Genomic DNA, 21,128 nt, shown 5'->3' on the forward strand with positions numbered 1-21,128 from the left:
GGCGCGGTGGGCGCCGCCCACCTGTCCTGTGGGGGCCCTCCGGTCACAGCCCGCGCGCCGCCCGGCTCATCCCTCCGTCTTGCGCAGGGAGATCTCGGGGGCGGGCACCGCGCCGGAGGCAGTAGTTGTACGACCCAGAGTACGCGCCGGATGCGGTGCCGGTTCCCGGGGCGGCCCGCCCACCAGCGCCCGCCAGGCATCGGCGCGGGCCTGGCGCACGGTGTCCCGGGCCGAGGCGAGCGCTTCGCGGGCGCCGCGTCCGGCCGCGCCCAGCGCCTCGCGCGCGGCCCGTCCCACGACGGCCGCCGCCCGGGCCGCCGGGGCCCACAGGGCGTCCCGCACCCAGTGCAGCACGGGCGCGCACAGGGTCCGCCACACCCAGCGCACGGGCCGTCCGACCAGCTGCCCGCCCAGCCATTTGAGCCCGCGCCCGACGGCTCGCCAAAGCTGCCCGGCGATCCGCCAGGCGTGGCCGAAGGCGGCCCCGACCTCTCGCCCGACGAGCGCGATCGCGTGCCCGACGGGTGTCAGCACCCGCCGCCAGAACCACCCGACAGGTACCACAATCAAGATCAAACCCACCCGAACGAGGGCCATCCAGACCCCGGAGGCGACCCACGCGACCCCGGCCGCCACACCGGAGGCGACCCACGCGATCCCCCGCCCCAGGGGCGTCAGCGCCCACCGGTACAGCCACTGCGCCGGGGCGGCCACCCCGTATCGCCACAGCCAGGCCAGCGGCGTGAGCACGAGCACGCGGCCCGTCCAGGCCAGGGCGCGGCCGAGATACGTGAGCGGAACCACGATCAGCACGCGGCCCGTCCAGGCCAGGGCGCGGCCCAGATACGTGAGCGGAACCACGATCAGCGTGCGCCCCAGCCAGGCCAGCGCGCGGCCGAGCGGGCGCAGGGCCGTGCGATGGACGGCACGGGCCCCGGCGGCCAGCACGTCCCAGACCATGCGGACCGGCACGACCAGGACCAGGACGACGATCCGTACGGGGACACGGATCGCCACGGTCAGACAGCCCTCGGGCTGTCTCGGCGGCGGCTGCTGCTGGAGTTCCATGTCCGTAAAGACGCGGCAAAGGCCCCGCACCGTTGCGGTGCGGGGCCTTCCGTGATCGAGCGGTTACTTGACGACCGTCAGCGGCAGCAGCTTCTTGCCCGTCGGACCGATCTGGATGGACGTGTCCATCTGCGGACAAACACCGCAGTCGAAGCACGGCGTCCAGCGGCAGTCCTCGACCTCGGTCTCGTCGAGCGCGTCCTGCCAGTCCTCCCAGAGCCAGTCCTTGTCCAGACCGGAGTCCAGGTGGTCCCAGGGCAGGACCTCCTCGTACGTGCGCTCACGCGTCGTGTACCAGTCGACGTCCACGCCGAACGACGGCAGCGTCTTCTCGGCGCTCGCCATCCAGCGGTCGTAGCTGAAGTGCTCGCGCCAGCCGTCGAAGCGGCCGCCGTCCTCGTAGACGGCCCGGATGACCGCGCCCACGCGGCGGTCGCCGCGCGAGAGCAGGCCCTCGACGATGCCCGGCTTGCCGTCGTGGTAGCGGAAGCCGATGGAGCGGCCGTACTTCTTGTCGCCGCGGATCTTGTCCCGGAGCTTTTCGAGCCGCGCGTCCGTCTCCTCGGCGGAGAGCTGGGGCGCCCACTGGAAGGGGGTGTGCGGCTTGGGCACGAAGCCGCCGATCGACACCGTGCAGCGGATGTCGTTCTGGCCCGAGACCTCACGGCCCTTGGCGATCACGTTGACCGCCATGTCGCCGATCTGGAGCACGTCCTCGTCGGTCTCGGTGGGCAGGCCGCACATGAAGTACAGCTTCACCTGGCGCCAGCCGTTGCCGTACGCGGTCGCGACCGTACGGATCAGGTCCTCTTCGGAGACCATCTTGTTGATGACCTTGCGCATGCGCTCGCTGCCGCCCTCGGGGGCGAAGGTGAGGCCCGAGCGACGGCCGTTGCGGGTCAGCTCGTTGGCGAGGTCGACGTTGAACGCGTCCACGCGGGTGGACGGCAGCGACAGGCCGATCTTGTCCTCGGTGTAGCGGTCCGCGAGGCCCTTGGCGATGTCACCGATCTCGGTGTGGTCGGCACTCGAAAGGGACAGGAGACCGACTTCCTCGAAGCCCGTGGCCTTCAGACCCTTGTCCACCATCTCGCCGATGCCGGTGATGCTTCGCTCCCGCACGGGGCGCGTGATCATGCCGGCCTGGCAGAAACGGCAGCCGCGGGTGCAGCCGCGGAAGATCTCCACCGACATCCGCTCGTGGACCGTCTCCGCGAGCGGGACCAGCGGCTGCTTGGGGTAGGGCCACTCGTCGAGGTCCATGACGGTGTGCTTGCTGACCCGCCACGGCACGCCCGACTTGTTGGGGACGACACGGGCGATCCGGCCGTCGGGCAGGTACTCCACGTCGTAGAAGGCCGGCACGTACACGCCGCCGGTCTTGGCGAGGCGGAACAGGACCTCCTCGCGGCCGCCGGGACGGCCTTCGGCCTTCCACGCGCGGATGATCGTGGTCATGTCGAGGACGGCCTGCTCGCCGTCGCCGATGACCGCGCAGTCGATGAAGTCCGCGATCGGCTCGGGGTTGAACGCCGCGTGGCCGCCCGCGAGCACGATCGGGTCGTCGATCCCGCGGTCCTTGGACTCCAGCGGGATGCCCGCGAGGTCCAGGGCCGTGAGCATGTTGGTGTAGCCGAGCTCGGTGGAGAAGCTGAGGCCGAAGACGTCGAACGCCTTGACCGGCCGGTGCGAGTCCACCGTGAACTGGGGCACCTGGTGCTCGCGCATCAGGGCTTCCATGTCCGGCCACACGCTGTACGTGCGCTCGGCGAGGACGCCCTCGCGCTCGTTCAGCACCTCGTAGAGGATCATGACGCCCTGGTTGGGCAGGCCCACCTCGTACGCGTCCGGGTACATGAGCGCCCAGCGGACGTCGCACTCCTCCCAGGGCTTGACGGTGGAGTTGAGCTCACCGCCGACGTACTGGATGGGCTTCTGCACATGCGGGAGCAGAGCTTCGAGCTGTGGGAAGACCGATTCGGCGGCAGTCATCTCGACGAACTTTCGTGAGCTGGCAGGGGGCGACTCTCTAGCGTAACCCGCTCGCGGGGCGCTCCTCGCCCGCCGGATCCCGGGCGGCTCAGGCCATGAGCCGCTCCCGCAGTGCGGGCCTGGACGCCTTCGCCCACACCTCGGGCAGCTCCCGCTCGCGCTCGGCCGCCGTCGCGGCCTCCTGCCCGTACAGCAGTCCCCAGGTGAAGGCGGACTCGCCCGCGAGGTGCGCCTGGACGGCCAGGCCCCGCAGGGCCTCGCGGGCCACCACGCTGTCCTGGTGGTCGCCGAGCACCGTCTGTACGGCCTTCATCCGCTTGGCGAACTTCTTCGCGGGCCCGCCGAGCGCTGGGGCGGCCGCCTCGGCGGCGTACCGGGCGCGCTTGGCGGCCTTGCGGGCGTCGTGCATCGCGAGGTCGCGCGGGACGCCCGGGTCGAGCGCGAGGGCGTGCGCTATCCGTCCGGCCAGCCGGTCGTACTCCCTGATCACGGCCTTGGGCACGACGTCGGCGACCGGGCGCCCGGCGGCCGGGCGCAGCGGCGGGCCGTCCAGGAGCGCGTCGAGGGTGTCGAGCAGGACGAGGTAGCGCTTGCTGTCCAGGACGGCGAGGGTCTTGCGGCGCGAGCCGCCGCGGCGGGCGGTGCTCCAGATGCGCAGCCGCCCGCGTACGGGGCCGAGGAGCAGCGTGCGGGGCAGGGCGGCGATCCGGCTCTGGAGGCGTTCGGTGAGCACTTCCTGGTCCCGGTCGACCCCGAGCTCGCCCGCGAGCCACTTCAGCTCCTCGCCGACGGGGTCCGTGACGGTCCGGTCCAGGACCTTTCCGTACGACTTGAAGGCGCTGCGCAGACGTCGGGTGGCCACCCGCATCTGGTGCACGGAGTCGGGCAGATCGCGCCGGACGGCCGGGTCGAGCGCGACGAGGGCGTCGCGCTGGGCGCGCAGGTAGTCCAGGACGTGCGAACCGGCGGTGGGCTCCCTCACCCCGACCGACTCCTGCGCCGGGGGGACAGTGCCGGTCTGCGCCAGCGCCCTGGCCAGCTTCGACGCGCTCGCCGAGGGGCGCAGGCCCGCCTTGCGCAGGCGTTTGCCGACCCGGTCGAGCAGGGCCGGGTCGACGTCGTCGGCGAGCTCGACCTCGATCTCGGTCCAGGAGGCGGCCGCGGGCGGCTCGGGCGCCCGCGGCGGGGTCAGGCGCTCCGCCCGCACCGCGTCGACGCTCACCTCGGCGAGCAGGGCGCCGTGCTCGTCGAGCAGATGGCGTACGTCCCGGGACGACAACAGCCGTACCACGGGGGCGAGTTGGGTGTCGCGGACGCGGGAGCGCAGCAGGGCGGCCAGGGTGCGCGGGAGGGCCGGGGAGAGGGGGGCGCGGATCTCGTCGCGGATGCCGGTGGCGACGGGGAACTTCAGATGCCAGCCCGCGTCGTCGCCGCCCGTTCTGCGGCGCAGGGTGAGCGAGTGCGCGGCCAGGCGCAGGTCCGGGGTGTCGTAGTAGACGGCGTCCAGCTCCGCCACGCCCTTGTCCACGACGGACGCGACGCCCGCGACCCTGGTCAGGTCGGGCAGGCGCACGTCGTCGCCGGTGGCTTCGTACTTCCGCTCGATCTCGCGCTTCGTCTCCGCCATGAATTGAATCTAGACGCGAAAACGGGCCCTGGGCAGAGCGCCGGACCGGCCATTCGTCCGATCCGGCACTCTCCTGCCACAAGGCCCCGCACTAAGCCGTTATCGGGCGCTGCACTCTGATCGACTGGAGCAGTCCGATCGCCACCCAGACCGCGAACATCGATGATCCTCCGTACGAGACGAAGGGCAGCGGGATGCCGGCGACCGGCATGATGCCGAGCGTCATGCCGATGTTCTCGAAGGACTGGAAGGCGAACCAGGCGATGATGCCGGCCGCCACGATCGTGCCGTACAGCTCGGTCGTCTCGCGGGCGATGCGGCAGGCGCGCCACAGGACGACGCCGATCAGCACGATGATCAGACCCGCGCCCACGAAGCCGAGCTCTTCACCGGCGACCGTGAAGACGAAGTCCGTCTGCTGTTCGGGCACGAACTGGCCGGTGGTCTGGGAGCCCTTGAACAGGCCGGTGCCGGTGAGGCCGCCGGAGCCGATCGCGATCCTGGCCTGGCTGGTGTTGTAGCCGACGCCGGCCGGGTCGAGGTTGGGGTTGGCGAACGCGGCGAACCGGTTGATCTGGTACTTGTCCAGTATCCCGAGCGAGGCGACCAGGACCGCGCCGACCACTCCGGCGCCCAGCAGTCCGAAGATCCAGCGGTTGGAGGCCCCGGAGGCGAGCAGCACGCCGAGGATGATCACCACGATGACCATGGTGGAGCCGAGGTCGGGCATCAGCATGATGCAGCCGATCGGCACCATCGCGAGGCCGAGCGCCTTCGTCACCGTGCGGTGGTCGGGGTGGAGCTGGTCGCCCGCGTCCACCCGGGCCGCGAGCAGCATCGCCATGCACAGGATGATGGCGATCTTCGCGAACTCGGAGGGCTGGAGCGAGAATCCGCCGCCGAGCACGATCCAGGAGTGCGCGCCGTTGACGGTGGCGCCGAGCGGTGAGAGCACCGCGAGCAGCATCAGGATGGACAGCCCGTACAGGACCGGCACGGCGCCGCGCAGGGTGCGGTGGCCGAGCCAGATGGTGCCGGTCATCAGGCAGAGGCCGATGCCGGCGTTCATGGCGTGCCGGATCAGGAAGTAGTACGGGTCGCCCTGGTTGATGTAGGTGCGGTTGCGGGTGGCGGACCACACCAGGAGCGAGCCGATGAAGCAGAGCGCGAGCGCCGCGAGCAGCAGCGGCCAGTCGAGCCGGCGCAGCACCGAGTCGCGCGCGGTCAGCCTGGCGAAGCTGGAGCGCTGGGGGGCGTAGCGCTGGACGGAGAAGCCTGCCATGTCGCTAGTCCCTCCGTCCGTTGCGGTTGTCGGTGGTGGTGGCCGTGGTGTTCTGGGTCGGCTGTCCGGCGGGGGTCTGCTGCGGCTGCCCGTCGGGGGTCGGCTGATCGGATGCCTTGGGCGCGGGCCGCTCGTAGGGCGTGACCGTCGGCGCGTCGATCGAGCCGTCGGGCTGGATCTTGGGCAGGGACTGCTCGGGCTGCGGCAGCAGGGCCTTCTTGAGGTCCTGGTGTCCGGCCTCGTCGATGCCGTACATCGCCTCGTAGATCTTGCGCACGGCCTCACCGGAGGCGCCGGAACCCGTACCGGCCTGGGCGATCGTCATGACGACCGTGTAGTCCTTGGAGTACGTGGCGAGCCAGGACGTGGTCTGCTTGCCGTAGACCTCGGCGGTACCGGTCTTGGCGTGCAGCTCGATCTTGTCCTGCGGCCAGCCCTGGAACTTCCAGGCGGCGGTACCGCCGGTGACGACGCCCGCGAGGGCCTTGTTGAAGCCGTCGAGGGTGGCCTGGGTGACCGGCAGCCTGCCGTTGACCCTCGGCTTGATCTCCTGGACGGTCTTGCCGTCGGCGCTGACGATCGCCTTGCCGATGGTCGGCGCGTGCATGGTGCCGCCGTTGGCGATCGCCCCGTAGATCATGGCCTCCTGGACCGGCGTGACGAGGGTGTCGCCCTGGCCGATGGAGTAGTTGATCGAGTCGCCCTCGCGCATCTTGTTGCCTTCGAGGCAGTTCTCGTACGCGATCTTCTCGACGTAACTGCCGTCCTTCTTGCCGGTCTTGCACCAGGCGTCCTTGTTGGCCGCCCAGTAGCTCTCCTTCCACTGGCGGTCCGGGACGCGGCCGGTGACCTCGTTGGGCAGGTCCACACCGGTGGGCTTGCCGAGGCCGAACTGGTGCGCGGCCTTGTAGAAGTAGTCCTTGGGCTCACCCTTCTTCGGGTTGATGCCGCCGTCCCGCTTCCACTCGTTGTCGGCGAGCCCGTAGAAGACGGTGTCGCAGGAGACCTCCAGGGCGCGGCCCAGCGAGATGGGGCCGAAGTTCTCGCCCTCGAAGTTCTTGAAGACCTGCCCGCCCACGGAGTAGGAGCTGGTGCAGGGGTAGCCGCCGTCCCACTTGTAGCCGGCCTCGACGGCGGCGGCCGTGGAGACCACCTTGAAGGTCGAGCCGGGCGCGGCCTGACCCTGTATGGCCCGGTTCAGCAGCGGGTAGTCGCTGTCCTTGCCGGTGAGCGCCTGGTAGTCCTTGCCGGAGATGCCGCCGACCCAGACGTTCGGGTCGTACGTCGGGGCGGACGCCATGGCGACGACCCGGCCGGTCTTGGCCTCCATCACGACGACCGCGCCGGAGTCCGCCTTGTAGTTCTCGTTGGTGATCTTGTCGAACTGCTGGCGGGCGGCCTTCATCGCGTAGTCCAGCTCGTATTCGGCGACCGCCTGCACCCGTGCGTCTATCGACGTGACGATGTTCGCGCCGGGCTCGGCCTTGTCGCTCTGCGCCTGCCCGATGACCCGGCCGAGGTTGTCCACCTCGTACCGGGTGACCCCGGCCTTGCCGCGCAGCTGCTTGTCGTACGTGCGCTCAAGGCCGGAGCGGCCCACCATGTCGGAGCGCAGATACGGCGAGTCGGTGTTCTTCGCCTTGACGATCTCGTCGTCGGTGACCGGCGAGAGATAGCCGAGCACCTGGGAGGTGTTGGCCTTGCCGGGCGCGGGGTAGCGGCGCACGGCGGTGGGGTCGGCGGAGATGCCGGGGAAGTCCTCGGAGCGCTCACGGATCTGGAGCGCCTGCTGGGTGGTCGCCTTGTCGGTGACCGGGATCGGCTGGTACGGCGAGCCGTTCCAGCAGGGCTTGGGGGTCTTGGCGTCGCAGAGCCGGATCTTGTCCATGACGTCCTGCGGCTTCATGCCGAGCACGCCGGCGAGCCGGGTGAGGACCGCCTTGCCCCGGTCGGGCATCTTGGTGAGATCGGTGCGGGAGGCGGAGACCACGAGCCGGGTCTCGTTGTCCGCGAGGGGCACTCCGCGCGCGTCCAGGATCGCGCCGCGCACGGCGGGCTGGACGACCTGCTGGACGTGGTTGTTCTTGGCCTCGTCGGTGTACTCCTGGCCGTTGCGGATCTGGAGGTACCACAGCCGCCCGCCGAGGGTCAGCAGGAGGGAGAAGACCAGGACCTGGATGATGATGAGCCGGATCTGCACCCGGGGGGTGCGGCCCGTCTCGGGGATGTTGCTCACGCCGTGGCCCCCTGGTTCACAGTCGCTTGACGCCCTTGATGCGGCCGGCCCGGGCCGCGCGGTTGCGGGCGGCCTTGATGCGCAGGCCGCCGCGCTGCTTGCCGATCCGCAGTCCGGTGCCGCCGGAGAGCCAGCCGGAGGTGATGGAGGCGCCGCTCTTGGCCGGGCCGCCGGATGTCTCGGCGAGCGGATCGTTGTCGGCGCGTCTGGCCAGAGCCATGATCAGCGGCACGGTGAACGGCGCAAGCAGCAGGTCGTAGACGGCGGCCGTGAACATCAGGTTCACCAGGCCGACATGGCGGGCCGCGGTGTCGCCGACCAGGGCGCCCACACCCGCGTACAGCAGCGTCGAGCCGATGGCCGCGCAGACCACCACGAGCATGGGCCCGGTCGCCGAGCGCAGCCGGCCGTGGTCGGGCTTGGCGAGCCCGGCGGCGTAGCCGACGAGGCACAGGACCATCGCGTAGCGGCCCGCCGCGTGGTCGGCGGGCGGTGCGAGGTCGCAGAGCAGCCCGGCGCCGAACCCGACGAGGGCGCCGCCGACATGCCCGTACACGAGTGCGAGGCCGAGGACGGTGAGCAGCACCAGGTCCGGGACCGCGCCCGGCAGCTGGAGCCGCGCGAGCACGCTCACCTGGACGACGAGGGCGACGACGATGAGGGCGGAGGACAGCACGACCCTGTTGATGCGCATCTGGATCAGCTCCTACCGGCCGCGGTTGTCCACGGCGTTGTTCGCGTTCGCGTTGCCGTTGGCGTTCGGATCGCGGTTGGGGTTCGCGTTCCCGTTGGGGTTCGGGTTCGGGTTCCCGTTGGGATTCGCCTCACCCGCCGCGTTGTTGGGGTTCGCGTTGCCGGTCGGCGACGGGGTGACCGTCACCGTGACGGTCGGCGTCGGGGTCGGCTTGGGCTTGGCGGGCAGCACCTCGTCGCGCGGGTCGGTGCGCGGGGCCTGGACGACGATGCCGACGATGTCGAGCTTGGTGAACCCGACGTACGGCCGGACGTAGATGGTCCGGGTCAGGTCGCCGCCGGAGGGGTCGACCTTGACGACCTCGCCGACCGGGACGCCCGGCACGAACGGCTTGCTTGCCTGGGAGCCGAAGGTGACCAGGCGGTCGCCCGCCTTGACCTTGGCCTTGCCGTTGAGCAGTTGGACCGACAGCGGCCGGTCGCCCTGGCCGGTGGCGAAGCCCAGCTCGTCGCTGTTCTCCATCCGGGTGCCGACCGTGAAGTCCGGGTCGTTGGCGAGCAGGACGGTCGAGGTGGACGGGCCGACGGTGGTGACCCGGCCGACCAGGCCCTCGCCGTTCAGTACGGTCATGTCACGCTTGATGCCGTCGCGCGAGCCCGCGTCGATGGTCACGGTCCAGGAGAAGCCCTGGGCCGCTCCTATCCCGATGACCTGCGCGGCCTTGATGCCGTACTGGCCCTCGCCCGCGGTCTTCATCATCGCGTCGAGCTGGTTCAGGCGCGAGCGGTTGCGGGCGTCGCTGCCGAGCTTCTGCTTCAGCGCCTCGTTCTCACGCTGGAGGTCGGCGATCTTGTTGTGCCGCTCCCCCGAGTCGCGTACCGCGCCGATGGCGTTGCCCACCGGATCGACGGCTGCCGCCATGCCGTTCTCCACCGGCCCGAAGACGGTGGCGGCGGCCTGCCGAGCCCCGTCCACCGGTGAGTTCTCCCCGCCATGGATGTCGAGTGTGATCAGCGCGAACGCTACACCGATCAGCAGCACCAGGAGCAGCCGGCTCTCTCGTGTGTCCCTCACGTGCGACGGCCGTGCCTTCCTCGTCGGAATCTGTTCGATCTGTATATCAACGATCCGCCGTACGGGTTGGCAGTGGCCCGTACGGGCGGTCCCCCCGGCCACTGGGTGACCCGGGGGGACCGATGACTTTGTGCCGTTATCGGCGCGGCTGGGCGTCCAGGACCTGCTGCAGGGCCTCGAACTCCTCGACGCACTTGCCGGAGCCGAGAGCGACCGAATCCAGCGGGTCCTCGGCGATGTGGATCGGCATGCCGGTCTCGCGGCGCAGCCGCTCGTCGAGGCCGCGCAGCAGGGCGCCGCCGCCGGTCAGCACGATGCCGCGGTCCATGATGTCGCCGGAGAGCTCGGGCGGGCACTTGTCGAGCGTCGTCTTCACGGCGTCGACGATCGCGTTGACCGGCTCCTCGATGGCCTTGCGCACCTCGGCGGCCGAGATGACCACGGTCTTGGGCAGCCCCGAGACGAGGTCGCGGCCGCGGATCTCGGTGTGCTCGTCCTTGTCGAGGTCGTACGCCGAGCCGATGGTGATCTTGATCTGCTCGGCGGTGCGCTCACCGAGGAGGAGGCTGTACTCCTTCTTGATGTGCTGGATGATCGCGTTGTCCAGCTCGTCGCCGGCCACCCGGATGGACTGCGCCGTGACGATTCCGCCGAGCGAGATGACCGCGACCTCGGTGGTGCCGCCGCCGATGTCGACGACCATGTTGCCGGTCGCCTCGTGGACGGGCAGGCCCGAGCCGATGGCGGCGGCCATGGGCTCCTCGATGATGTGCACCTGGCGGGCGCCGGCCTGCGTGGAGGCCTCGATGACGGCGCGGCGCTCGACTCCGGTGATACCCGAGGGCACACAGACGACGACGCGCGGGCGGGCCAGGTAACGACGCTTGTGGATCTTCAGGATGAAGTAGCGGAGCATCCGCTCCGTGATCTCGAAGTCGGCGATGACGCCGTCCTTCAGCGGTCGTACGGCCACGATGTTGCCCGGCGTACGGCCGATCATCTTCTTCGCCTCGGCGCCGACCGCCAGGATGCCGCCGGTGTTGGTGTTGATGGCGACGACGGACGGCTCGTTCAGGACGATTCCGCGGCCCCTGACGTACACCAGCGTGTTGGCGGTCCCGAGGTCGACAGCCATGTCACGGCCGATGAACGACATGTTGTTGCTCCCCATGAGGATGCGTCCGGCCTTCCCTAATCGAGCGTTGACGGCTTTTTAGGTCGGCGAGGTGGGTGCTGTGGGCGTGAGGCTCCATCGTAGTGCCGCCTGCACGGACACGGCGCGTTGGTCCACCTCTAGTAATGGTGACGATGTGTCGGAGCGATGAGTTCCCGATGTGGCCGTGCATATGCCGAGGGGCGACCGAAATTCCTTCGGTCGCCCCAGGTCATGAGCGCTATATGGCTGACACCCGGTCATGAAACGGGTGTCCTCGGGTATCGCGCCGGGCCGGGCCCGAGCGGTCAGGCGAGGCCCGGGAAGAAGATCTTGATCTCGCGCTGCGCGGACTCCTCGGAGTCCGAGGCGTGGATCAGGTTCTCCCGGACGATGGTGCCGAAGTCGCCCCGGATGGAGCCCGGCGCGGCCGCGATCGGGTCGGTGGGCCCGGCCAGCGCGCGCACGCCCTCGATGACCCGCTCACCCTCGACGATCAGGGCGACGACCGGGCCGGAGAGCATGAACTCGACGAGCGGCTCGTAGAACGGGCGGCCGACGTGCTCGGCGTAGTGCTGCTCCAGGGTGGCCCGCTCCAGCGTGCGCAGCTCCAGCGCGGTGATCCGCCAGCCCGCCTTGCGCTCGATACGGCCGATGACCTCGCCGACCAGCGAGCGGCGGACGGCGTCCGGCTTGAGGAGGACGAGGGTGCGCTGGGTCATGGTGTGCGGCTCCTTGCAGACATACGTGTGCGGTGAGCCGAGGCTACCGGGTGCGTCCGAACGAGCGGCACCCGGCACCGGCACCCCCGTTCACCCCGCCTGCGGGGCCTCAGCCTCGGCCTGCGCGTCCGCCTGCGCCGCGAAGCGGGCCTTCGCCTCGTCGACCTTGCGGCCGAAGTGGATCGAGGCCCACCACAGACCGCCGAAGACCGCGCCCAGGAAGAACATGTGCGGGACCACGAAGCCGCTCGCGATCAGGGCGATCTGCAGCGCCCAGCCCAGCTGGAGGCCGCCGGGGCGGGTCAGCACGCCGCACAGGAGCAGCGAGAGCAGCATGCCGATGCCGCTGATCGTCCAGACGGTGGCGACCGTCAGGTCCGGGTCCTTCATCGCGACCAGGCCGGCGAAACCGATCACGAAGAATTCACCGATGAGGGTGGAAGCGCAGAGCGTACGCATCGGGTGTCAGCCCCTCCCCAGGAGCAGCCGGGCCTCGCCGACCGTGATCACGGAACCGGTCACGAGCACTCCCGCACCGGCGTACTCGTCCTCTTCCTCGGCCAGCGTGATCGCCGCCTCCAGGGCGTCGTCCAGGCGCGGCTCGACGACCACCCGCTCGTCGCCGAAGACCTCCACGGCGATCGCGGCCAGCTCGTCGACGTCCATCGAGCGGTGGCTGGAGTTCGCGGTGACCACGATCTCCGCGAAGACCGGCTCGAACGCTTCGAGCAGCCCCTTCACGTCCTTGTCGGCGCTGGCCGCGACCACACCGATCAGCCGCGAGAAGCCGAACGCCTCGGTCAGGCCCTCGGCGGTGGCCAGCGCGCCCGCCGGGTTGTGGGCGGCGTCCAGGACGACGGTGGGCGAGCGGCGCACGACCTCCAGGCGGCCGGGCGAGAGAACCGAGGCGAACGCCTTGCGGATGGTGTCGACGTCCAGCGGCCGGGCGTGCTCCGAGCCGATGCCGAAGAACGCCTCGACGGCCGCGAGCGCGACCGCCGCGTTGTGCGCCTGGTGGGCGCCGTACAGCGGAAGGAAGATCTCCTCGTACTCGCCGCCCAGGCCGCGCAAGGTCAGCAGCTGGCCGCCGACCGCGATCTCGCGCGCGACGACGCCGAACTCCATGCCCTCGCGGGCCACCGTCGCGTCCGCCTCGACGGCCTTCTTCAACATCACCTGGGCCGCGTCGACCGGCTGCTGGGCGAGGATGACGGTCGCGCCCTGCTTGATGATCCCGGACTTCTCGACGGCGATCTCGGCGGGCGTGGAGCCCAGCCGGTCGGTGTGGTCGAGGGAGATGGGGGTGACGACGGCGACCGAGGCGTCGATGACGTTGGTGGCGTCCCAGCTGCCGCCCATGCCGACCTCGACGACGGCCACGTCCACCGGCGCGTCCGCGAACGCCGCGTACGCCATGCCGGTCAGCACCTCGAAGAACGACAGCCGGTACTCCTGCTGGGCGTCCACCATCTCCACGTACGGCTTGATGTCCTCGTACATCTCGATGAAGCGCTCGGCCGGGATCGGCGCGCCGTCCAGGCTGATGCGCTCGGTGATCGACTGGACGTGGGGCGAGGTGTAGCGCCCGGTGCGCAGGTCGAAGGCGCCGAGCAGCGCCTCGACCATGCGGGCGGTGGACGTCTTGCCGTTGGTGCCGGTGATGTGGATCGAGGGGTAGGCCCGCTGGGGCTCGCCGAGCACGTCCATCAGCGCGGAGATACGGGAGACCGACGGCTCCAGCTTGGTCTCGCCCCAGCGCGTCGCCAGCTCCGTCTCGACCGCGCGCAGCGCCTTGTCGACCTCCGGGTCGGCGGGCCGGGCGGGCACCGGGTCGGCCTGCGGCGCCCCGCCGTGCGTCCGCAGGGTGCGGCTACCGGCCTCGATCACCGCCAGGTCGGGGTCGCGATTCGTCTCGGCCTCGACGATGTCATCGAAGTGGTCGTCGTCGGGGCTGCTGCTGTGGTCGGGCTGCTCGGTCACGACCCCAGTCTACGGAGGGGCACCGACAAGGCCACGGACCCGCCCCTGTCGGGCTCGCCCGTCGCGGCCATCTCCGCTGTGGGCGGACCGGCTTACGCGGTCCCCGACGGCAGCGTGGCCTCGACCTCGTAGGTCGTCGGGGTGCGCCGGGTCGTCAGCGCGCCGCCCATGCTCTCCACCCGTTCGCGCATCGAGAACGTGCCCGTCCCCGAGGAGACCGGTGCCGTCGCCGGTACGGCGGAGGGCAGGCCGTTGCACACGCGTACGCACAGCTCACCGCCGCGCACCGCGATCACCACCGAGACCCTCTCTCCCCCGGCGTGCTTGACCGCGTTGGTGAGGCATTCCTGCACCACCCGGTACACCGCTGCCTGGCGCAGCGGCGAGAGGCCGTACGCCCGCTCGGCCACGTCCAGTTCCACCGGGGTCCCCGCCCGCCGGGTCTGCGTGGCGAGTTCCGCCAGGCCCTCCAGGCCCGGTGTCGCGGTGCGTCCGTCCGCCCGCTGCACGATGATCTCGTTGAGCATGTGGTGGGCGCGGCGCGCGGTCTCGGCCAGCGAGTCGAAGTCCTGCTCGTGCGGGCCGCCGCGGGCCCGCCGCGCGCGCACCTCCGCCGTCACCGCCAGCATCGTCAACTCGCGCCCGACCATGTCGTGGACGTCCCGCGCCACCGACGCCCGCTCGGCCTGCACGGCCTGCAGCGCCTCGACCTCGCGTACGAGGTCCTGGCGGTAGGTGGCCACGCCGACGGCCGCCGACAGCACCCCGACCGGCACCACGATGCTCAGGAACGACGTCAGCGTCTCCGACCGGTGCGCGGGCCAGCCCGGGGCGAGGTAGAGCGTGCACGCCACCGCCACGTACAGCACGGTGGCCACCACGGCCGTGCGCCGTCCCCGGAACCGGCCGAGCGAGTAGAGCGCGAACTGGATCAGGGTGAGCTGGTGCAGCCAGCCCATGAAGACCAGGGCGGCCACATACGGGATCCACGGCCAGCGGCGGCGCAGCAGCAGCGTGGCCGAGCCCGCCGCGAGCACGGGCGGCACGGTGGCGCTGTTGAGGGAGTTGTCCGCTGCCGCGAGGCCCGGGATGTCGATGAGCAGGAGCGCGAACGCGGTCACCGCGATCACCACGTCCAGGGCCCGGTCGTCGCCCAGCGCGCGCCGCAGAGCGGAGACGGGGGACGAGGCGAACATGCTCTCCATCATCCAAGGTCTTTGGGCCCTTGTTGGCTGACTTTCGACCCTAATCGAGGGTGAATTGAGTGATTTGCCCCACGCGCACCTATCCCTGGGTAACAGCGAAGGCCCCGGTTCGTGCGTCTTCACGCACGACCCGGGGCCTTCCCACGCGCTACGGCTGCGCGCGCGTCACGTCACCCTCACGCCTGCGGCAGGTTGCCCAGCTGCGTCGTGATGCGCTCGATGTCCGCCTCGGCCTTGGCGAGCCGGGTACGGATCTTGTCCACCACGTTGTCCGGGGCCTTGGCCAGGAACGCCTCGTTGCCGAGCTTGCCGTTGGCCTGCGCCTTCTCCTTCTCGGCGGCCGCGAGGTCCTTGGCCAGGCGCTTGCGCTCGGCCTCGACGTCGATGGTGCCGGAGAGGTCGAGCGCGACCGTGGCGCCCGCGACGGGCAGCGAGGCGGTGGCGTGGAAGCCGTCACCGGCCGGCTGAAGACGCAGCAGCTGGCGGATGGCGGCCTCGTGGGGAGCCAGCGCCGTGCCGTCCAGGGTGAGCTGGGCGGGGACCTTCTGGCCGTCCTGCAGGCCCTGCTCCTTGCGGAAGCGGCGAACCTCGGTGACCACGGCCTTCACGGACTCGATCTCCGCCTCGGCGGCCTCGTCGCGGAAGCCGCTGTCTGTGGGCCACTCGGCGATGACCAGCGACTCGCGCCCGGTGAGCGTGGTCCACAGGGTCTCGGTGACGAACGGGACCACCGGGTGCAGCAGTCGCAGCATGACGTCCAGGACCTCGCCCAGCACCCGGCCGGAGACCTTCGCCTGCTCGCCGCCCGCGAAGAAGGTGGTCTTCGACAGCTCGACGTACCAGCTGAAGACCTCGTCCCAGGCGAAGTGGTACAGCGAGTCCGACAGCTTCGAGAACTGGTAGTCCTCGTAGAACGCGTCGACCTCGGCCACGGTCTTGTTGAGCTGCGACAGGATCCACCGGTCGGTCGCCGACATCTGCTCGGGGGCCGGCAGCTCGCCCTCGATCGTGGCGCCGTTCATCAGCGCGAAGCGCGTGGCGTTCCAGATCTTGTTGGCGAAGTTGCGGGACGCCTGGACCCAGTCCTCGCCGATCGGCACGTCGACACCCGGGTTGGCGCCGCGCGCCAGGGTGAAGCGGACCGCGTCGGAACCGTAGGTGTCCATCCAGTCCAGCGGGTTGACCGCGTTGCCGAAGGACTTCGACATCTTCTTGCCGAACTGGTCGCGGACCATGCCGTGCAGGGCGATGGTGTGGAACGGCGGGGTGCCGTCCATCGCGTACAAGCCGAACATCATCATCCGGGCGACCCAGAAGAAGAGGATGTCGTAGCCGGTGACCAGGACGGAGTTCGGGTAGAACTTCGCCAGGCTCTCGGTCTGCTGCGGCCAGCCCAGAGTGGAGAAGGGCCACAGGCCGGAGGAGAACCAGGTGTCCAGGACGTCGGTGTCCTGGCGCCAGCCCTCGCCCGTCGGCGCCTGTTCGTCCGGTCCGACACAGACGATCTCGCCGTTCGGGCCGTACCAGACGGGGATGCGGTGGCCCCACCACAGCTGGCGCGAGATGCACCAGTCGTGGAGGTTGTCGACCCAGTCGAAGTACCGCTTCTCCATCTCCTGCGGGTGGATCTTGACGCGCCCGTCACGGACGGCGTCACCGGCCGCCTTCGCCAGCGGACCGACCTTGACCCACCACTGCATCGACAGCCGCGGCTCGATGGTCGTCTTGCAGCGCGAGCAGTGGCCCACCGAGTGGGTGTACGGGCGCTTCTCCGCGACGATGCGGCCCTCGGCGCGCAGCGCGGCGACGATGGCGGAGCGGGCCTCAAGCCGGTCCAGGCCCTGGAAGGGGCCGTGGACGGTGATGACCGCGTGCTCGTCCATGACGGCGAGGTTGGGCAGGCCGTGGCGCTGGCCGATCTCGAAGTCGTTCGGGTCGTGCGCCGGGGTCACCTTGACGGCGCCGGTGCCGAACTCCGGGTCGACGTGCTCGTCGGCGACGACCGGGATGCGGCGGCCGGTGAGCGGCAGCTCGATCTCGGTGCCGACGAGGTGCTTGTAGCGCTCGTCCTCGGGGTGCACGGCGACGGCGGTGTCACCGAGCATCGTCTCGGCGCGGGTCGTGGCGACGACGATGGACGCGTCCCCGTCCCCGTACCGGATCGAGACGAGCTCGCCGTCGTCGTCCTGGTACTCGACCTCGATGTCGGAGATCGCGGTCAGACAGCGCGGGCACCAGTTGATGATGCGCTCGGCCCGGTAGATCAGCTCGTCGTCGTAGAGCTTCTTGAAGATGGTCTGGACGGCCTCGGACAGGCCCTCGTCCATGGTGAAGCGCTCACGCGACCAGTCGACGCCGTCGCCGAGGCGGCGCATCTGGCCGGAGATCTGACCGCCGGACTCTCCCTTCCACTGCCAGACGCGCTCGATGAACGCCTCCCGGCCCAGGTCGTGGCGGGACTTGCCCTCCTTGGCGAGCTCGCGCTCGACCACGTTCTGGGTGGCGATACCGGCGTGGTCCATACCGGGCTGCCACAGCGTCTCGTAGCCCTGCATGCGCTTGCGGCGGGTGAGGGCGTCGATCAGCGTGTGCTCGAAGGCGTGGCCCAGGTGGAGCGAACCGGTGACGTTGGGCGGCGGGATGACGACGGTGAAGGGCTCCTTGTCGCTCTTCGCGTCCGCCTCGAAGTAACCACGCTCTACCCAGCGCTCATACAGCTCCCCCTCTACCTCGGCCGGCGCGTACTGGGTCGGCAGTTCGGTGGTGGGCGCTGAGTTCTGCTGCTGAGTGTTCTCGGTCACGGGAGTCAGTTTAGGGGTGTCACGGGCCGGTACTGAAACGGGAATCTTTGGTAACGGTCGGCCCCCCGATGCGCCGTACGGCCGGACCGTCCGCCAGGATGTCCGGATCAGATAAGCATCCCTAGGGGGAATCCCAGCAATGAGCTACAACCAGCCGGGCCCGTACGGTGGCCAGCCCCAGCAGCCCGGTCCGTACGGCCAGCAGCCGCCGACGCCGCCGTACGGGCAGCCCGGGCAGCCGCAGCCCGGCTACGGCTACCCGCAGCAGGCCCCGCAGGGCGTGCCGCCGCAGCAGCCTTACGGCTACCCGCCCCAGCAGCCCCAGTACGGCCAGCAGCCGCCGTACGGCGCGCCCATGCCGCCCGCCCCGGCCAAGAAGAAGACGGGCCTGATCGTGACGGCCGTCGTCGTCGCGGTGGCCGTCATCGGCGGTGGCGTGTGGTTCGCGACGAAGGGTGGCGGCGGCACCGGCAACGGCGACGTCTCCGCGAGCACCAAGGGCTACAAGCTCGTGGCCCCGGCCTCCGTCGGCGAGTACCAGAAGGGTCCGGCGTCGGCGAAGGACAGCACGTTCTCGGACGACGACAAGAAGAAGACCGAGGCGATGGGGGTCCAGAACCCCGCGCAGGAGTCCGGCGAGTACAAGGCCGGTGACCCCAAGAACCCGCTGGGCGGCAAGATGCTGATGCTCAAGGGCGTCTACGGCGACGTCAGCGACCCGGGGAAGACCCTCGACGCCACGTTCGCGAAGCTCCAGCAGGACAGCAACGACGACAAGAAGAAGAGCAGCGACGACGGTATGAAGGCCGAGCTCATCGGCAGCCCCCAGGCCGTCAAGCCCGCCGGCTTCTCGGGCGCTCTGATGAAGTGCCAGAACATCAAGTTCACCAACACCAAGCCGTCGGCTACCGACAAGGGACCGAAGACCTTCGAGATCCCGGTCTGCATCTGGGCCGACTACAGCACCGTCGGCGTCGTCGAGAACCTCGACATGGCGCAGATCCTGGGCACCGGTGGCACGGCCATGCCGACCGACCAGGTCGCCGACCTCGCCGCGAAGCTCTACAACACCGCGCGGGTCAAGAAGTAACCAAGCCCCCCGCACCGCTCAACACGCAAGGGCGCCCGGCCAGTTGGAATTCAACCGGCCGGGCGCCCTTCGTATGCGTGCGGGAGGTGCTACGCCGACTTCTCGTGCCGCCCGTCGTTCTTCACGATGCGCGGCTCGCGCGGGACCAGCGTCGGGTTGACGTTGTTGTGGACCACGTCGGACGTGATGACGACGCGGGCCACGTCCTTGCGGGACGGGACCTCGTACATCACCGACATCAGGACTTCCTCCATGATGGCGCGCAGACCGCGCGCGCCGGTGCCGCGCAGGATCGCCTGGTCGGCGATGGCCTCCAGGGCCGGGCGGTCGAAGTCCAGCTCCACGCCGTCGAGTTCGAAGAGGCGCTGGTACTGCTTGACCAGGGCGTTGCGCGGCTCGACGAGGATCTGGAGGAGCGCCTCGCGGTCGAGGTTGTGGACCGAGGTCAGCACGGGCAGACGGCCGATGAACTCGGGGATCATCCCGAACTTCACCAGATCCTCCGGCATGACCTCCTGGAACTGGTCGCTGGCCTCGATCTCCCGCTTGGAGCGGATCGTCGCGCCGAAGCCGATGCCCTTGGCGCCGGCCCGGGACTCGATGATCTTCTCCAGGCCCGCGAAGGCGCCGCCCACGATGAACAGGACGTTCGTCGTGTCGATCTGGATGAACTCCTGGTGCGGGTGCTTGCGGCCGCCCTGCGGCGGGACCGAGGCCGTGGTGCCTTCGAGGATCTTCAGCAGGGCCTGCTGGACGCCCTCGCCCGACACGTCGCGGGTGATGGAAGGGTTCTCGCTCTTCCTCGCGACCTTGTCGATCTCGTCGATGTAGATGATGCCCGTCTCGGCCTTCTTGACGTCGTAGTCCGCCGCCTGGATGAGCTTCAACAGGATGTTCTCGACGTCCTCGCCGACGTACCCCGCCTCCGTCAGCGCCGTCGCGTCGGCGATGGCGAACGGGACGTTGAGCATGCGGGCCAGGGTCTGGGCGAGCAGCGTCTTGCCGGAGCCCGTGGGGCCGAGCAGCAGGATGTTGGACTTCGCCAGCTCGATGGCGTCGTCGCGGCCCTGGGCGCCGCCGTTCTCGCCTGCCTGGACGCGCTTGTAGTGGTTGTAGACCGCCACGGAGAGCGCCTTCTTGGCGGGCTCCTGGCCCACCACGTAGCTCTCCAGGAACTCGTAGATCTCGCGCGGCTTGGGCAGTTCCTCCCACCGCACCTCGGAGGACTCGGCGAGCTCCTCCTCGATGATCTCGTTGCAGAGATCGATGCACTCGTCGCAGATGTACACACCGGGGCCTGCGATGAGCTTCTTCACCTGCTTCTGGCTCTTCCCGCAGAACGAGCACTTGAGCAGGTCGCCGCCATCACCGATGCGTGCCACGAGGTGCTTCCCCTTCGCCTGGGAGACGCCACGTTCAGCGGCTCCTGGTGCCTCATATCCGACGGTACCTTGCCTGGCCCCCCGTTCGGGCCCCCCTTGGCGCGGTTCACTTTGACGTGCACCGCGCCAAGGGCTCCGGCTGCGTCAGGCGGCCGCGGCCGACGTCGTCTTGCGGGTCGACACGATCTGGTCGACCAGGCCGTACGCCAGGGCGTCCTCGGCGGTGAGGATCTTGTCCCGCTCGATGTCGTCCCGGATCTTCTCGATGGGCGTGGTGGAGTGCTTGGCCAGCATCTCCTCCAGCTGGGTGCGCATGCGCAGGATCTCGTTGGCCGCGATCTCCAGGTCGGAGAGCTGCTCACGGCCGGTCTGCGAGGACGGCTGGTGGATCAGCACGCGCGCGTTGGGCAGCGCCATGCGCTTGCCGGGGGTGCCCGCGGCGAGCAGCACGGCGGCGGCGGAGGCCGCCTGGCCCATGCAGACCGTCTGGATGTCGGGCTTCACGAACTGCATCGTGTCGTAGATCGCGGTGAGCGCGGTGAACGAGCCGCCGGGGCTGTTGATGTAGATCGAGATGTCGCGGTCCGGGTCCATCGACTCCAGGCACAGCAGCTGCGCCATGACGTCGTTGGCGGAGGCGTCGTCGATCTGCACGCCGAGGAAGATCACGCGCTCCTCGAAGAGCTTCGCGTACGGGTCGTACTCGCGCACGCCCTGCGAGGTGCGCTCGACGAAGCGCGGCACGATGTAGCGGTTGTCCACCTGCGGGCCGGTGTAGAGGCCGCTCGCGGAGAGGTTGTTCTGCATGTCGGGGTTCACCAT

Annotated in this window: 16 protein-coding genes; 1 reads left to right on the top strand and 15 read right to left on the bottom strand. The window is 69.9% G+C overall.

The window, feature by feature from the left end; translation table 11 throughout:
• Window positions 1-66: 66 nt before the first annotated feature.
• The 13 genes from ACGFRG_RS12105 to ACGFRG_RS12165 form a co-directional block, all read right to left on the bottom strand.
• Window positions 67-1,068 carry a hypothetical protein gene (locus ACGFRG_RS12105; RefSeq protein ID WP_393263375.1) on the bottom strand — a complete coding sequence of 334 codons (1,002 nt, stop codon included), beginning with the start codon at window positions 1,066-1,068 and terminating at the stop codon, window positions 67-69.
• Between the two features lie 63 nt (window positions 1,069-1,131).
• A complete protein-coding gene (locus ACGFRG_RS12110; RefSeq protein ID WP_393263377.1) occupies window positions 1,132-3,060 on the bottom strand; it encodes a TIGR03960 family B12-binding radical SAM protein in 1,929 nt (642 codons plus the stop codon).
• Window positions 3,061-3,148: 88 nt separating this feature from the next.
• Window positions 3,149-4,687, bottom strand: a complete 1,539-nt coding sequence (locus tag ACGFRG_RS12115; RefSeq protein WP_393263379.1) for a CHAD domain-containing protein — start codon at window positions 4,685-4,687, stop codon at window positions 3,149-3,151.
• Between the two features lie 91 nt (window positions 4,688-4,778).
• Window positions 4,779-5,969, bottom strand: a complete 1,191-nt coding sequence (gene rodA / locus ACGFRG_RS12120; protein ID WP_361431917.1) for a rod shape-determining protein RodA — start codon at window positions 5,967-5,969, stop codon at window positions 4,779-4,781.
• A 4-nt stretch (window positions 5,970-5,973) separates the two neighbouring features.
• Window positions 5,974-8,205 carry a penicillin-binding protein 2 gene (gene mrdA / locus ACGFRG_RS12125; protein WP_361431915.1) on the bottom strand — a complete coding sequence of 744 codons (2,232 nt, stop codon included), beginning with the start codon at window positions 8,203-8,205 and terminating at the stop codon, window positions 5,974-5,976.
• Window positions 8,206-8,221: 16 nt separating this feature from the next.
• Window positions 8,222-8,899: a rod shape-determining protein MreD gene (gene mreD, locus ACGFRG_RS12130; protein ID WP_361431913.1), complete on the bottom strand. Its 678-nt coding sequence runs from the start codon at window positions 8,897-8,899 to the stop codon at window positions 8,222-8,224.
• Between the two features lie 12 nt (window positions 8,900-8,911).
• Window positions 8,912-9,973, bottom strand: a complete 1,062-nt coding sequence (gene mreC, locus ACGFRG_RS12135; protein WP_361431910.1) for a rod shape-determining protein MreC — start codon at window positions 9,971-9,973, stop codon at window positions 8,912-8,914.
• A 136-nt stretch (window positions 9,974-10,109) separates the two neighbouring features.
• On the bottom strand, window positions 10,110-11,129 hold the full coding sequence (locus ACGFRG_RS12140) for a rod shape-determining protein (protein ID WP_053727412.1): 1,020 nt from the start codon (window positions 11,127-11,129) through the stop codon (window positions 10,110-10,112).
• A gap of 305 nt (window positions 11,130-11,434) precedes the next feature.
• Window positions 11,435-11,848, bottom strand: coding sequence for a nucleoside-diphosphate kinase (ndk, locus tag ACGFRG_RS12145; RefSeq protein ID WP_361431907.1), 414 nt, complete (start codon window positions 11,846-11,848; stop codon window positions 11,435-11,437).
• A 90-nt stretch (window positions 11,849-11,938) separates the two neighbouring features.
• Window positions 11,939-12,307 (bottom strand): DUF4233 domain-containing protein, encoded by a 369-nt coding sequence (locus ACGFRG_RS12150; RefSeq protein WP_361431905.1) that lies wholly within the window; start codon window positions 12,305-12,307, stop codon window positions 11,939-11,941.
• A gap of 6 nt (window positions 12,308-12,313) precedes the next feature.
• Window positions 12,314-13,828: a glutamate ligase domain-containing protein gene (locus ACGFRG_RS12155; RefSeq protein WP_393263382.1), complete on the bottom strand. Its 1,515-nt coding sequence runs from the start codon at window positions 13,826-13,828 to the stop codon at window positions 12,314-12,316.
• A 92-nt stretch (window positions 13,829-13,920) separates the two neighbouring features.
• Window positions 13,921-15,024, bottom strand: a complete 1,104-nt coding sequence (locus tag ACGFRG_RS12160; protein WP_393263384.1) for a sensor histidine kinase — start codon at window positions 15,022-15,024, stop codon at window positions 13,921-13,923.
• A gap of 185 nt (window positions 15,025-15,209) precedes the next feature.
• Entirely contained in the window at window positions 15,210-17,834 is a 2,625-nt protein-coding gene (locus tag ACGFRG_RS12165) for a valine--tRNA ligase (protein ID WP_361431897.1), read from the bottom strand.
• A gap of 139 nt (window positions 17,835-17,973) precedes the next feature.
• On the opposite strand from ACGFRG_RS12165, the gene ACGFRG_RS12170 reads away from it, so the two are divergent.
• The gene (locus ACGFRG_RS12170; RefSeq protein WP_393263386.1) at window positions 17,974-18,924 is read left to right on the top strand and encodes a hypothetical protein; all 951 of its coding nucleotides are present in this window, start codon (window positions 17,974-17,976) and stop codon (window positions 18,922-18,924) included.
• Between the two features lie 89 nt (window positions 18,925-19,013).
• Here ACGFRG_RS12170 and clpX read toward each other — a convergent pair whose 3' ends face one another.
• Both clpX and ACGFRG_RS12180 read right to left on the bottom strand, forming a co-directional pair.
• A complete protein-coding gene (gene clpX, locus ACGFRG_RS12175; protein ID WP_067158960.1) occupies window positions 19,014-20,306 on the bottom strand; it encodes an ATP-dependent Clp protease ATP-binding subunit ClpX in 1,293 nt (430 codons plus the stop codon).
• A gap of 144 nt (window positions 20,307-20,450) precedes the next feature.
• Window positions 20,451-21,128 (bottom strand): ATP-dependent Clp protease proteolytic subunit, encoded by a 678-nt coding sequence (locus ACGFRG_RS12180; protein ID WP_317453864.1) that lies wholly within the window; start codon window positions 21,126-21,128, stop codon window positions 20,451-20,453.

This window comes from Streptomyces sp. NPDC048696 (genome assembly GCF_043198895.1).
GTDB lineage: Bacteria > Actinomycetota > Actinomycetes > Streptomycetales > Streptomycetaceae > Streptomyces.

Excerpts from the sequence above, each read along its gene's own strand:
- ACGFRG_RS12140 (WP_053727412.1), bottom strand. The coding sequence starts at position 11,129 with ATGTCGTTCATCGGCCGTGACATGGCTGTCGACCTCGGGACCGCCAAC.
- ACGFRG_RS12105 (WP_393263375.1), bottom strand. The coding sequence starts at position 1,068 with ATGGAACTCCAGCAGCAGCCGCCGCCGAGACAGCCCGAGGGCTGTCTG.
- mreD (WP_361431913.1), bottom strand. The coding sequence starts at position 8,899 with ATGCGCATCAACAGGGTCGTGCTGTCCTCCGCCCTCATCGTCGTCGCC.
- ACGFRG_RS12160 (WP_393263384.1), bottom strand. The coding sequence starts at position 15,024 with ATGTTCGCCTCGTCCCCCGTCTCCGCTCTGCGGCGCGCGCTGGGCGAC.
- ndk (WP_361431907.1), bottom strand. The coding sequence starts at position 11,848 with ATGACCCAGCGCACCCTCGTCCTCCTCAAGCCGGACGCCGTCCGCCGC.
- ACGFRG_RS12180 (WP_317453864.1), bottom strand. The coding sequence starts at position 21,128 with ATGGTGAACCCCGACATGCAGAACAACCTCTCCGCGAGCGGCCTCTAC.
- ACGFRG_RS12150 (WP_361431905.1), bottom strand. The coding sequence starts at position 12,307 with ATGCGTACGCTCTGCGCTTCCACCCTCATCGGTGAATTCTTCGTGATC.
- ACGFRG_RS12115 (WP_393263379.1), bottom strand. The coding sequence starts at position 4,687 with ATGGCGGAGACGAAGCGCGAGATCGAGCGGAAGTACGAAGCCACCGGC.
- rodA (WP_361431917.1), bottom strand. The coding sequence starts at position 5,969 with ATGGCAGGCTTCTCCGTCCAGCGCTACGCCCCCCAGCGCTCCAGCTTC.
- ACGFRG_RS12110 (WP_393263377.1), bottom strand. The coding sequence starts at position 3,060 with ATGACTGCCGCCGAATCGGTCTTCCCACAGCTCGAAGCTCTGCTCCCG.
- ACGFRG_RS12170 (WP_393263386.1), top strand. The coding sequence starts at position 17,974 with ATGAGCTACAACCAGCCGGGCCCGTACGGTGGCCAGCCCCAGCAGCCC.